This is a genomic window from Allomuricauda sp. M10, from assembly GCF_020782875.1.
Lineage (GTDB): Bacteria > Bacteroidota > Bacteroidia > Flavobacteriales > Flavobacteriaceae > Flagellimonas.
The window spans coordinates 82,658-96,071 of sequence record NZ_JAJGBN010000007.1; the positions used below are offsets into that span (position 1 = coordinate 82,658).

The window sequence follows — 13,414 nt, forward strand, 5'->3', positions numbered from 1 at the left end:
GAAAGAAATTGTTGTTGATGAATACAAAAAATATACTGATTGCCGCATCGCTGGCAATGGGACTGTTATTGGTACATTGTTCCTCCTCTTCGGATGATGGCACGGAAACCCCTAAACCCAATCCCCCAACTTCGGAAACGCCAACCGTAACTGGTTCGGTAGAGGTTTGGTTGACAAAATCGGATCAGAGTGTATTGTTGCAAAAACAGGCCAATGCATTGCCTTTTAGTACTACTTCCAATAATTATCCGAACATAGACGTGAATGGCTCCCTTTCGTATCAGACCATTGACGGTTTCGGGTTTACTTTGACAGGGGGTAGTGCTCAAGTCATCAATCAGTTAAGCGATAATGATCGTGGTGCGTTACTTCAGGAATTGTTCGGAAATGAAGCAAATGATATTTCCATTAGCTACTTGAGGATAAGCGTTGGTGCATCAGACCTTAATGATGAACCCTTCACTTATGATGATATGCCGACAGGTGAAACGGACGAATCCCTGACCAATTTCAGCATTGACCCGGACAGGGAAGGCGTCATTGCTGTGCTCAAAGAGATTTTACAGATTAATCCAGATATCAAGATCATGGGCTCCCCTTGGTCGGCACCCGTTTGGATGAAGGACAACGGCAGTTTTATCGGCGGTAGTCTTCAATCTCAGTATTATAGCGTTTATGCGCAATACTTTGTAAAATATATCCAAGCGATGGCTGCGGAAGGTATCACCGTTGATGCCATCACCATTCAAAATGAACCCTTGCACGACGGTAACAATCCCAGTATGTATATGACTGCGGAGCAGCAGGCCACCTTTATCAAGGATCACTTGGGACCGGCATTTGAGACAGCGAACATCAATACCAAAATCATCGTTTGGGACCATAACTGTGATAATCCACAATACCCGATTACGGTTCTCAGTGATTCCGATGCCAACCCCTATGTGGATGGTTCGGCATTTCACCTTTACAACGGGGATATCAGTGCCCTTTCTACGGTGCATAATTCATTCCCTGATAAAAACTTATACTTTACCGAGCAGTATACTTCTTCCAATGGTTCTTTTGATGGTGATTTAAAGTGGCATGTAAAAAATGTGATCATTGGGTCCATGCGTAACTGGAGCAAGAATGCCTTGGAATGGAATTTGGCCAATGATGAAGGGTTCGGTCCCCATACTGATGGCGGTTGTACCATTTGCAAGGGCGGATTGACCATAAGTTCTGGCGGGAACATTACTAGGAATGTGGGGTATTATATCGTGGCCCATGCGTCCAAATTTGTACCAGCAGGTTCTGTTCGGATTGCTTCCAATATTTCGGGAAATCTTCAAAACGCGGCATTTAAAACACCCGATGGTTCCTTTGTTCTTATTGTGGAAAACGATGGGAATGCCTTGGAAACCTTCAATATAAAATTTGGGAATAAATGGGCTTCCACCTCTTTGAGCGCAGGTGCCGTTGCTACCTATATCTGGGAAGAATAACGAAAGGAACACATGAAAAATCTTTTTTTAATTATCACTCTTGTCGTCAGTTCAACTGTTTTTGGCCAAAAGTTTTTACATACCGATGGACAGAAAATTGTGGATGCCGAAGGTAACAATGTCCTTTTAAGAGGGCTAGGTCTTGGTGGCTGGATGGTACAGGAGGGTTATATGTTGCAGACATCTGGTTTTGCCGGACCGCAGCATTCCATCAAACAGAAAATTGCAGAACTCATCGGGGAAGAAAACACGGAGGAGTTCTATGAGGCCTATTTGGCTAACGGGATTACCAAACGTGATATTGATTCGCTTAAAGCTTGGGGTTTCAATTCCGTTAGATTGCCCATGCACTATAATTTGTACACCCTGCCCATAGAGGAAGAAAAGGAAGGGGAGAACACCTGGTTGGAAAAAGGTTTTGCCATGACGGATGCACTTTTGGAATGGTGCGCTGCAAATGAAATGTATTTGATCTTGGATCTTCACGCCGCTCCGGGTGGACAAGGACATGATGCCAATATTTCAGATTATGACCCTGCAAAGCCTTCCCTTTGGGAAAGTGAAGCCAACCAACAGAAAATGATCGCCTTATGGGAAAAGATGGCCGAACGCTATAAAGATAGCCCTTGGATAGGTGCATATGACATCATCAATGAACCTAACTGGAACTTTGAAGGCGAAAATCCTAATGGTTGTGATGAAATGAACAATGTTCCCTTGCGCAAACTGATGGTGGATATTACGAACGCCATTAGAAAAGTGGACAAGGAGCACATCATCATTATTGAGGGCAATTGTTGGGGAAACAATTACAATGGCGTTTTTCCACTTTGGGATGATAACACGGTCATCAGTTTTCATAAATATTGGAACTACAATACCAAAGAATCCATTCAACAAATGTTGGATTATAGGGAAACCTACAATGCCCCAATTTGGTTGGGTGAGAGTGGTGAAAATTCCAATGTGTGGTTCAAGGAAGTCCTCACTTTGATGGAAACTCATAATATTGGTTGGGCGTTTTGGCCCATGAAAAAAGTGGATAATATTGCCGGTGTCACATCGGTAACCAAAACAAAGGATTACGAAACGCTTCTGGACTATTGGGAAAATGAAGGCGAAAAACCTTCTGTTGAATTTGCCAAAAATGCGTTGATGCAACTCGCGGAAAATTATAACATGGAGCATGTTACCGTAAAACCCGGTGTAGTCGATGCCATGTTCAGACAGGTCCAGAATGATGAGCCAAAGGCGTTTAAAAAACACGCGATTCCAGGACTTTTATATGCGACGGAGTACGATATGGGGACCAACGGGATTGCTTACCAAGATGCTGATTTTATAAACCTATGGGTGAGTACTGGGGAACGCAGCGCATGGAACAAGGGTAGAAAAATGCGCAATGACGGGGTGGACATCCAAGCATGTACCGATGGCAAAACAAACGGATTCGAGGTTTTTGATATCAACGATGGGGAATGGTTGCTCTTTACCGTTTCTGTTGAAAAAACGGGGACTTACAATGTAGAAATTCGTTATGCCAACTCCGGCGAAGCTGGATTGCTTTATTTGGAAAAAGACGGTAAAAAGGTTTCACAAAGCATCCCGCTGAATAAAATAGGGGATGAACCGGTTTATGGAACGGTAACACTCAAAAACATTTCCCTTGAGGTAGGTACCCATCAAATAAAAGTGGTTTTTGAAAAGGGAGGGTTTCAATTGAATTATCTGGATTTTGTAAAACAGGAAGATGTTGAATACAATCACTTCTAAAATGAATTGGGCCATTTTCAGCATTTTTGCGATGGTGATAATTTCATGTAGTGGTAGCAGCGATGGGGAAGAAAGTGGTGGCACTTCCATAGTTAAGCCCACTAATCTGACCATTGAAGCGGAAATTGTAGGGCAATCTGAAAGCAATCCCAACGGAGATGGAAGTGGTAGGGTCGATTTTACTTTTCAAGCTGACAATGCTACACTTTACAAAGTACTTGTTGAGGGTGAATTGGTAGAAACCACTTCCAATACCCTCACCCATACCTTTACGGACGAAGGTACCCATGGATACGATATTGCCGTATCTGCCTATAATCAAGGTCAGTTTGTGAGCAAGACCATCAACATTAATGTTTATGTAGAAGAATTGACTGGTCTGATTTGGTCGGATGAGTTTAATTCAGGTAGCTTGGATCTCACCAAATGGAACTTTGAAACAGGCACGGGCATCAATGGTAATTGGGGCACGGGGCAGTTAGATCGTGCTACCGAAAGACCTGATAATGTGAGTTTCCAGAATGATATCACCGATGCGGATGGTGGATGCTTGGTGATCACTACTCGTAAGGAGAATTACATCGATAGGGAATATACCAGCGGAAGGATCAATACCAGGAACAAAGGATTTTGGGGACCTGGTCACCGGATAGTGGCCCGGGTAAAGGCCCAAGATGTGAGGCATCAAGGACAAGGCTTTGCCTTTTGGATGATGCCCCAGGAAAAACCTGTTACCGTTGATGAAATCATGTGGCCCCAAGGTGGTGAAATTGACATCATGGAATATGTGGGTTCCATACCCTTTCACAATTTAGGTACCGTTCACTATGCTTGGGAATGGCAGAACAACCAATATCAGGACTGGAACCATGGTCATTTGGGCGGCTACTATTCCTATGAAACCTTGCAAACCCCGGACCCTGAAGAACCGGGATATGGTAACTTTCCTCCACCGGAAAATGACCCTAATGCCGGAAGTTCTGCATTTCACGAATATGGAATTGACTGGTATGAGGATCGGATTGAGTTTTTTGTGGATGATCAAGTATATCACATCCATTATTTGAATGATGGTGGCGGATTCACTGTGGATGGACAGGACCAAAAAACGGTCAGAACCTTGGACGGAAGAAGGGTAACGGTCTCCGAATATTCCAACCATTTTCAGGAATGGCATCCTTTTGAACACAAAATGTATGTAATCCTAAGCGCAGGGGTAGGCGGTAGTGATTATACCTATGGGGGTCCCATAGTTCCGGAGGCGGAATTCCCCTGTTCGGTTTATATTGATTGGGTCCGGGTGTACAAAATGTAGTACTTTTTTGAGCGACTCTTTAGGAAGCATTTGTGTCATCAAATGAGTATCGTTAATTGAAATGAGACAAGCATATCGTTGGTATTTCCCTGAAGCCATAATAAGGGATTGGTTGGCAACGTTTGCCCTAACAATTCAATTCTTTCCGTAAGAGCCATTGATCCTATGCCCTAAAGCGAATTGTAAAGGTAGTTCCCTCATTTAGTGTACTGTCCACTTCTATTTGACCACCATGTCTGCTTATTTGGCTATGCACCAAGTATAAACCAACTCCTTGACTGTCTTCATTATGATGGAATTTTTCGTTCAATTGAAAAATGCGGTGCCCTACTTTTTCCAGGTCCATTCCTAAGCCATTATCGGAGTAAGTCAGTCTTTTTTGTCCATCCCTCACTTCGCTGATTATAGAGATGTTGGGAGAAATGCCCGGTTTTGCATACTTGATGGAATTGGTGATGAGATTCAGAAAAATACTTTCCATGCAAGTACTGTTGAAGTGGATATTTTCCAAGCCCGTAAAGTTTAAATGGAATTTGGCATTTGCCTTTTGGGTCAATGTGCTGATTGAATTTTGCACTTTTAGGAAAATAGCATTGAAATTGATATCCTCAGTGTGATATTCCGAATGGTCGTTCTCCTTGAAGGATTCGATATAAGAATTCATGGTGGTCTTCAACCCTTCTGCAGAGAGTTTAATGAGACCCAGTATTTCCTTATTGTCCGCATCTTCAATTTTGGACATATCGATCAAATTGACCAAGGAAATCAAATTGTTTAAAGGAGATCTTAGGTCATGGGAGGTAGAATAGGTTTGTTGTTTGAGCTTTTCATTTACCTCGGAAAGTCGGCTTAATTGTGTTTTCCGTTCACTTTCAAGTTTTTTTGTATGGGTAATGTCCTTGGCAATGGCATAGATCAGTTGTTCCCTTTCCATGGGAATCGAGGTCCAATGCAGCCAAACAATTTCCCCCGATTTGCAAACATATCTGTTCTCAAAATTGATCAAGGGTACATTGTTCTTGAGACGTTCCCTATGTGCCGCCGTACGCTCCCTGTCTTCAGGATGAATAAATTCGGAGATCATTTTAGAACTCAGTTCCTCGTAGGAATACCCTAACAGTTCCATAAAGGCAGGGTTTATCTTTACAAAATGGCCATCATAATGGGCAATACATAGGCAATCCATGGATTGTTCAAAAAAGGGCTCTAGTTGGGGGTTCATAGAAGGTTGTTGGTTTTTAAACGGAAAAGGGAAAAAGATCTATCTCACAGGGATTTTCAGACCAAGGATTGAACGGTTTAGATATTTTAACGGATAAATTTAACTATTGGTACATTCAATTCAAAATAAGGTTGTTTTGGAAAAAGTATTTCTAGGGAACAATAAAACATATGTGTCGTTTCCCGCGACATATTCTTAGAATAAAGGTCACATCCATATAGGTCTTTTTTCTGTTAGGTTTCATTTGAAATAATAGGGTGTGATCAAATTCAGTAGCCTTTAAGGGGAAATTGGACAAAGGTTTTTTTACATTTAAAGGTCAAAATATAATGATGCAGATGGAAAACCAATTTGATGCCATTGTAATTGGATCGGGTATATCAGGAGGTTGGGCAGCCAAAGAGCTTTGCGAAAAAGGATTGAAAACCTTGGTACTGGAAAGGGGAAGGGATGTCAGGCACATAAAGGATTATCCCACCATGACCATGAATCCTTGGGATTTTGAACATAGGGGCAGGATGACCAAAGCGTTTTACCAAGAAAACCCATTGATTACAAAAGCAGCTGGCTATGGAGAGGACACGGCCCATTTTTTTATAAAGGATGCGGATCATCCCTATGTGCAGGAGAAACCGTTCGATTGGATCCGTGGTTATCAGGTGGGCGGAAAGTCCTTGATTTGGGGTCGGGCCTGCCAGCGTTGGAGCGAGTATGAGTTCAAGGCGCCCGAAAAATATGGTTATGGCATAGAGTGGCCTATTAATTACAATGATATTGCCCCGTGGTATTCCCACGTTGAAAAATTCATCGGCGTCTGTGGTAATAAGGATGGCATCGAAGCCATGCCGGATGGAGAATTTTTACCTCCATTCGAATTGAATTGTGTGGAAGAACATATGCAGGCCACACTCAAAGAGCACTTTCCAGGAAGATATTTGGTACAAGGGAGATGGGCCCATTTGAGCAAACCCGAACAAGTCCATTTAGATCAGGGCAGGGGAAAATGTCAGTGCAGGAACCTGTGCATGCGTGGTTGCCCGTTCGGTGGATATTTTAGTTCCAATTCATCCACATTGCCTTGGGCAGAAAAAACAGGAAACCTTACCATAAGACCATTCTCAGTGGTTCATTCCATTATATATGATGAAGCGTCAGGAAAAGCATCGGGAGTGAAGGTAATTGATACGAATACGAAGGAGGAGATAGTCTATAATGCCCGGATCATATTCGTAAATGCATCGGCACTAAACTCCAACCTGATTCTACTCAATTCAAAGTCGGAACGCTTCCCGAATGGTTTGGGCAATGACCATGATCTATTGGGAAGGTATGTCAGCTTCCATAATTATAGGGCAGGGGCCGGTGGAGCCATAAAAGGTTTTGAGGACCACTACTATTATGGTTCACGACCTTCGGAGTGCATCATAGCCAATTATCGCAATTTAAAGGAGCAGGATACTGATTTTGTGGGTGGATATACCATTTTTACCGGAGCTTATCGCAATAGGGCGGAGGAAGTGCCTGAAGATGCCCCTCAACTTGGGGCGGACTTCAAGCACAGACTAAGCAAGCCGGGGGATTGGCGAATCTATATGTACATGCAAGGAGAAACCATTCCGAAACCTTCGAATAGGGTATATCTAAGCGAAGACAAAACCGATGATTGGGGTATTCCTTTGTTGGTGACCGATGTGGGGTACGATGAGAATGATGAAAAAATGGTCGCCGATTTTCTGGAGGAAAGTCAGAAAATGCTTGAACAAATGGGTTGCGCCGACCTGTATTCCTATGATAGCAAACAGGCACCTGGTCTGGACATCCACGAAATGGGCGGTGTACGAATGGGCATAGATCCCAAAACCTCATTGTTGAACGAGTTCAACCAAATGCACCAGTGCAAGAATGTGTTTGTAACCGATGGAGCCTGCATGACCAGTACGGGCAATCAAAGCCCTTCCATTCTGTACATGGCACTCACGGCACGTGCGGCCAATTATGCCGCGGAACAGTTTAAAAATAACGTATTGTAATAAAGAAAACATCTGAATATGGACAAGAAAGTGGGCGTTGGATTAATCGGTTCACAATTTATTTCGAGTATACATGCCGATGCATTGAGTAGGGTGGCAGATGCGGAAATCATAGCCGTGATGTCCCCCACAAAAGGGAATGCCAAAAGTTTTGCGGAAAGGTTCCATATCCCCAATCATTTTACGGATTTGGATGAAATGCTCGCCATGCCCGGTATTGATATGGTGGTTATTGGCGCTCCCAATTACCTTCATTGCGAAATAACATTGAAGATAGCCAAGGCAGGCAAACATGTGGTCGTAGAAAAACCGTTGTGCATGAATTTGGAAGAAGCTGATTTAATGATCGAAGCCTGCAAACGGGCCAACGTAAAGCTCATGTATGCCGAGGAGTTGTGCTTTGCTCCAAAATATGTCCGTATGAAAGCCTTGTTGGATGAAGGGGCCTTGGGAAAACCAACACTTTTCAAACAATCGGAAAAACATGATGGTCCGCATGCCGATCACTTTTGGGATGTTGAACGATCAGGTGGCGGAGTGACTATGGATATGGGCTGCCACGCCATTCAATTTTTTAGATGGTTGCATCCAGGAAGGGCCATCAAATCGGTATATGCACAAATGATGACCAGTGTACACACCGATAAAACCAAAGGAGAGGACAATTCCATTGTAATCATGGAATTTGATGACGGTGTTGTGGGGATGATGGAAGAAAGTTGGACCAAGCTTGGAGGTATGGATGATAAGGCCGAAATTCATGGAACGGAGGGCGTGGCCTATGCCGATCTATTACAAGGCAACTCCATTCAAACCTATAGCACAAAGGGCGTTGGATATGCCGTGGAGAAAGCTGGAAATACCATTGGGTGGAGCTATACCATGTACGAGGAAAGCTGGAATTATGGTTTTCCCCAAGAGTTTGAACATTTTGTGGATTGTGTCAAAAATGACAAGCAACCTTTGGTGACGGGGGAAGATGGGAAGGCAGTTCTGGAGGTGATCTATGCAGCCTATGAATCGGCGGGCACGGGAAGAAAGGTGATGCTGCCTTTCAAACCCAATGTTGATAAACCCTATAAATTATGGAAGAAATAAGAAGTCCATCATAAGTTAAACGAATCAAAAATGGAAAGAAGAGAAGCGTTAAAACTAACCGCAACAGTTTTGGGAGGCAGTATCATTGGATCCCAATTATTTTTATCCAGCTGTGCTGCCCCGCCCAAGAAAAGGTCGGAATTGATCGTTGACACCGATGTGCCCTTACTTGATGAAATTGGTGAGACCATTCTACCTGATACCGATATATCGCCCGGGGCAAAGGCCGCCCATATTGGAAATTTCATGCAAACCATGGTCAATGACTGTTATGACCAAGAAGAGGCTGCTCTCTTTATTAATGGATTGGAAACCATAGAAGAGCAGTCCATCGAAGCATACGGTCATGGGTTTGTTGACCTTTCAAAGGAACAAAGACTGGAGCTTTTGACCAAGTTCGATCAAGAAGCACGACAACATAAACTATTGGAAAAACCACATTATTTTGGGATGATGAAAGAGTTGACCATTTGGGGATATTTTACTTCTAAACCGGGAGCAACCCAAGCCCTTCGGTATAATCCCGTTCCTGGTCGATATGAGGGCTGTATTCCCTATAACGGTGAAAAAGCTTGGGCATAATGAATATACAGGTCTTTGGGGATTATGAACAAATGAGTGCCTTTGCGGCCGATATTGTTCTTGGGGAACTGGAAAGGAAGAGAACCCTTAAAATCTGTGCCGCTACCGGTAATTCACCTACAGGAATGTATAGACTATTGGCTCAAGCCTACAAAGACCGACCTGAAATTTTCAATGGTCTACACATTCTAAAACTGGATGAATGGGGTGGACTTTCAGCGGATCATCCCGGTTCTTGTGAGTACTATCTACATCAACATCTTCTTGAACCCCTTAAGATTCCGAGTGGGAGATATATGGGATTCCGACCCAATCCCGAAAATCCCGAAGATGAATGTGAAAGGGTTCAGCATATTATGGAAAGCAGTGAACCTATCGACCTATGTATTTTAGGTTTGGGTAAAAATGGCCATATTGGTTTTAACGAACCTGCCGATATGCTACAACCCTTTTGTCATGTGGCCCAACTTTCCGAAGAATCAAAAAAACATGGTATGGTAGCGAATATGGACCAAAAACCGGAGTATGGGATGACCTTGGGGATGCAAAACATCCTCTCTGCCAAACGGATTCTCTTATTGATTTCTGGCACAGGAAAGGATAATGCCATTGCTATGCTGAAGAAGAAAATGATCACGCCGCAATTCCCGGTAACGTTTCTTTGGCTTCATCCCAAAGTGGATTGCTTGTTATTAAAAGGTTTGTCTTAAGGAATTACAAGAAAATAAGGAGATAATCGGTCACATTCCCGGTTTTATCACCGCAATTACCTGTTGGCTTAACGAAAGAACATGGTTTTGTGATTTACATGCCTGTCAGGGTATTCAGAAATGTTCTTATTTTACTATTTTGCCAAAAATAATCTTCCTGGATCCCAACTAGGAATTGCGGTTTACAATTCAACAAAGAATGTTGACCAGATGGAATACCTTGTTGTATGGAGAATTGACCTTCAAGAGCCCGGTTGGAGAACATTTAATTGCCGTGTCCAGGTTCCTTACATTTAGAATAGGATCAAACGAACTTTCAAAATTTTGGGTATTGAATAAAAGAGTAGCCTCGTCATTTTCCACATCTAGTTTAATTGCGATTTGTACCATCATTTTATTGGTATTGTCATCCTGCAGGGAAAAGGCAACGCCCCAAATCAGGATTGGTTTCTCACAGTGTATCAGCAACCATGTTTGGCGAGAGGCGATGAATGAGAACATGAAACTGGAAGCATTGTTGAATCCTTCGGTGAGTCTCAAAATTTACGAGGCACAGGAAAGTGTGGAAAAGCAAATTGAGGATATTGAGCAGATGATCCGCGAAAACATGGATGCCATCATCGTATCGCCCCTGCAACCAGAGAGCATTGTACCCGTTATTGAAAAGGCCTATGACAAAGGTATCCCCGTGATTCTCATAGATCGAAAGATAAATTCGCAAAAATATACCGCCTACATAGGAGCCGATAATTTTGAGGTGGGTCGCAATGCCGGGAACATTATATTGTCGTCCGGGGAAAAATCGATAAATGTGGTGGAGGTAAAGGCTACCGACCAAGCTTCACCGGGAGTGGAACGTAGCCAAGGCCTCCATCAGGTAATAGATCGCGCCCCAAATGTTAAACAGGTAGAGGTCATTGATCTGGCCGGGGATCAAATGGTGGAGTCCTTTTCACAAATTTTAGATACCGCCAAAGTAGATTTTGATTATGTATACGCGTTCAATGACGATACGGCCCATTTGCTCTGGCAAATGGCCAAAAGGAAAGGTCTTCAGGAACAGATCAAGTTTATCGGCACAGATGGGTTGAACGGCCCTGATGGAGGAATCGAATTGGTAAGAAACGGAGTTTTGCATGCCACCATTCTTTACCCAACAGGGGGATCCGAAGCCGTAAAACTGGCAATACGGATTCTGAACGGGGAAGATGTTCCAAAGAACAACATTTTAAACACCACGGTAATCGATAGGTTCAATGCAGATATCATGAAAGATCAATTTGATATCATAGACGAACAACATATCGATATAGAAAACCAGTTTGAAGTCATTGAAAAGCAAAAGGACCAATATTATTTTCAGAACAATCTCCTCAAGATTACCATTGTATCCTTGGCCATTATTTTAGGGTTGGCCCTGTATAGTATATATTCTGTGATCGCCATCAGAAAAAAGAACAGACAGCTTCAATTGACCAACGAGAAGATCATAGTACAAAGAAACCAGATAGAAAAAATTGCCAATGAGGTAAAGGAAAGCAATGAGGCCAAATTGAATTTTTTCACTGGACTTTCCCATGAGTTCAAAACACCGATTACACTAATTTTAAGTTCCATTGAATCGTTGAAAGAGGCATTTAAAAGCAAAGGACTTAAAATGGCATATGAATTTGAATTGATCCAAAACAATTCCAACAGGCTTTTACGATTGGTGAACAATTTATTGGACTTTAGAAAAGTAGAGGATCAGCGGTTCAATATACGGGCGTCAAAGACCAATTTGTACCTGTTTTCAAAAAAGATCTTCAATGATTTCAGGAAAGAGGCCAGTAAAAGGAACATCGATTTCAAGATTATCTGCAATGATGAAAAATTGGAAGTGTTCCTAGACAGGAACCTTATGGACAAGGTTTACTTTAACCTGCTCTCCAATGCTTTCAAGTTTACCCCGGACAACGGTAAGATCGAAATGGTGATCGAGGATAAAAAAGAATCCAATTTGGTTACCATTCTGTTTAGGGACAATGGTATCGGAATACCTAAAAATGAATTGGACCAAGTGTTCAAGCCCTTTTTCAAGGGATCAAACAACAGAAAGAACAGTTCGGGAATCGGGCTTCACCTAAGTAAATTGTTCGTGGAACTCCACATGGGTAAAATTGAGGTAAGATCGCTTCACGGCACTGAATTTAAGATAGAACTCTTTAAGGGCAAGACCCATTTCAACGAAGATCAGATCATTGATGAACCGGATGTGGTGGAAGCCAATATTATCGATTCAACCGAAGATCTTATTGATGACGAGTCATATCTAAGGGCCGAGCCAAGTACAGAAACCGATAAGCACACTTTACTTATTATAGAGGACAACAAGGAACTTGCCTCGTTTTTGGAGAAAAAATTGCGATTGGATTATGATATTCATGTTTCAGACGGTACGGATGCCGTGGAAATGGCTTTTGAAATGGTTCCGGACATTATCATATGTGATGTGAATCTCCCCAAACAGAACGGTTTCGAAATTTGTGATATACTCAAAAAAGACCTGCGCACCTCCCATGTTCCGGTGATTATGCTCACTGCTTTATCGGACAAGGATTCCTATTTGTTGGGTTTGAATTCGGGTGTGGACCTTTACTTGACAAAGCCTTTCAGTTATTCCATATTGATGCAGTCCATAAAATCCTTGTTGTACAATAGGGAAAAGTTGAGAATGTATTACACCAATAATATCTACAAGATAGAACAGACCACCTCTTTCGGGAATACGGAGCAGGAATTTGTAAAAGCGTTGAACAGTAATATTAAGGATAATTTGGACAGCCCGAATTTATCAGTGGAGCAATTGGCCGACAACCTGAATATTTCACGCTCACAATTGTACAGAAAGGTTAAGGCCATACTCGGGATCAGCATCAGTGATTACATCAACAACTTTAAATTGCAAAGGGCAAAGTCCATGTTGGAGACCACTTCACTTTCCGTTTCGGAGATTGCCTATTCCAACGGTTTTTCTTCCCCTAATTATTTTTCCACCGCATTCAAGCAAAAGTACGGCGAGTCTCCGGATTCCTATAGAAGGACATTTGGGAAAAAGTGATTTTAGCGCATTGCTTTTTATGATTTGCAAAATTTCAATATCGAAATTTTGAGAATCCATTATAAAATGGATTAACACCCCTTCACAGCTTATTTTT

At 42.4% G+C, this 13,414-nt stretch carries 9 protein-coding genes; 8 read left to right on the forward strand and 1 reads right to left on the reverse strand.

What is annotated here, in order from left to right; genetic code table 11:
- Nucleotides 1-17 precede the first annotated feature (17 nt).
- The 3 genes from LKX84_RS15925 to LKX84_RS15935 are packed head-to-tail and all read left to right on the forward strand — an operon-like array spanning nucleotide 18 to nucleotide 4,575.
- On the forward strand, nucleotides 18-1,487 hold the full coding sequence (locus tag LKX84_RS15925; RefSeq protein WP_228238351.1) for a glycoside hydrolase family 30 protein: 1,470 nt from the start codon (nucleotides 18-20) through the stop codon (nucleotides 1,485-1,487).
- 12 nt (nucleotides 1,488-1,499) lie between these two features.
- Entirely contained in the window at nucleotides 1,500-3,260 is a 1,761-nt protein-coding gene (locus LKX84_RS15930) for a cellulase family glycosylhydrolase (RefSeq protein WP_228238353.1), read from the forward strand.
- The gene (locus tag LKX84_RS15935; protein WP_228238355.1) at nucleotides 3,238-4,575 is read left to right on the forward strand and encodes a family 16 glycosylhydrolase; all 1,338 of its coding nucleotides are present in this window, start codon (nucleotides 3,238-3,240) and stop codon (nucleotides 4,573-4,575) included. Before LKX84_RS15930 ends, LKX84_RS15935 begins: the two co-directional genes overlap by 23 nt.
- A gap of 163 nt (nucleotides 4,576-4,738) precedes the next feature.
- Here the strand turns inward: LKX84_RS15935 and LKX84_RS15940 are convergent, their stop codons facing one another.
- Nucleotides 4,739-5,797, reverse strand: a complete 1,059-nt coding sequence (locus tag LKX84_RS15940; RefSeq protein WP_228238356.1) for a PAS domain-containing sensor histidine kinase — start codon at nucleotides 5,795-5,797, stop codon at nucleotides 4,739-4,741.
- A 338-nt stretch (nucleotides 5,798-6,135) separates the two neighbouring features.
- Between LKX84_RS15940 and LKX84_RS15945 the strand changes: the two genes are divergently transcribed.
- The 5 genes from LKX84_RS15945 to LKX84_RS15965 all read left to right on the forward strand — a co-directional run bounded on the left by LKX84_RS15945 (nucleotide 6,136) and on the right by LKX84_RS15965 (nucleotide 13,317).
- A complete protein-coding gene (locus LKX84_RS15945; protein ID WP_228238360.1) occupies nucleotides 6,136-7,827 on the forward strand; it encodes a GMC oxidoreductase in 1,692 nt (563 codons plus the stop codon).
- Between the two features lie 18 nt (nucleotides 7,828-7,845).
- Complete coding sequence (locus LKX84_RS15950; protein ID WP_228238362.1) at nucleotides 7,846-8,925, forward strand: Gfo/Idh/MocA family protein; 1,080 nt, start codon at nucleotides 7,846-7,848, stop codon at nucleotides 8,923-8,925.
- Between the two features lie 30 nt (nucleotides 8,926-8,955).
- Nucleotides 8,956-9,507: a gluconate 2-dehydrogenase subunit 3 family protein gene (locus tag LKX84_RS15955; RefSeq protein ID WP_228238363.1), complete on the forward strand. Its 552-nt coding sequence runs from the start codon at nucleotides 8,956-8,958 to the stop codon at nucleotides 9,505-9,507.
- Complete coding sequence (locus tag LKX84_RS15960) at nucleotides 9,507-10,217, forward strand: galactosamine-6-phosphate isomerase (RefSeq protein ID WP_228238365.1); 711 nt, start codon at nucleotides 9,507-9,509, stop codon at nucleotides 10,215-10,217. Before LKX84_RS15955 ends, LKX84_RS15960 begins: the two co-directional genes overlap by 1 nt.
- Before the next feature lie 331 nt (nucleotides 10,218-10,548).
- On the forward strand, nucleotides 10,549-13,317 hold the full coding sequence (locus LKX84_RS15965) for a substrate-binding domain-containing protein (protein ID WP_228238366.1): 2,769 nt from the start codon (nucleotides 10,549-10,551) through the stop codon (nucleotides 13,315-13,317).
- Nucleotides 13,318-13,414: the final 97 nt, after the last annotated feature.

Bases quoted from the DNA above. Each gene is read 5' to 3' on its own strand.
- LKX84_RS15945 (WP_228238360.1), top strand. From the start codon at position 6,136: ATGGAAAACCAATTTGATGCCATTGTAATTGGATCGGGTATATCAGGA.
- LKX84_RS15925 (WP_228238351.1), top strand. From the start codon at position 18: ATGAATACAAAAAATATACTGATTGCCGCATCGCTGGCAATGGGACTG.
- LKX84_RS15960 (WP_228238365.1), top strand. From the start codon at position 9,507: ATGAATATACAGGTCTTTGGGGATTATGAACAAATGAGTGCCTTTGCG.
- LKX84_RS15930 (WP_228238353.1), top strand. From the start codon at position 1,500: ATGAAAAATCTTTTTTTAATTATCACTCTTGTCGTCAGTTCAACTGTT.
- LKX84_RS15935 (WP_228238355.1), top strand. From the start codon at position 3,238: ATGTTGAATACAATCACTTCTAAAATGAATTGGGCCATTTTCAGCATT.
- LKX84_RS15950 (WP_228238362.1), top strand. From the start codon at position 7,846: ATGGACAAGAAAGTGGGCGTTGGATTAATCGGTTCACAATTTATTTCG.
- LKX84_RS15955 (WP_228238363.1), top strand. From the start codon at position 8,956: ATGGAAAGAAGAGAAGCGTTAAAACTAACCGCAACAGTTTTGGGAGGC.
- LKX84_RS15940 (WP_228238356.1), bottom strand. From the start codon at position 5,797: ATGAACCCCCAACTAGAGCCCTTTTTTGAACAATCCATGGATTGCCTA.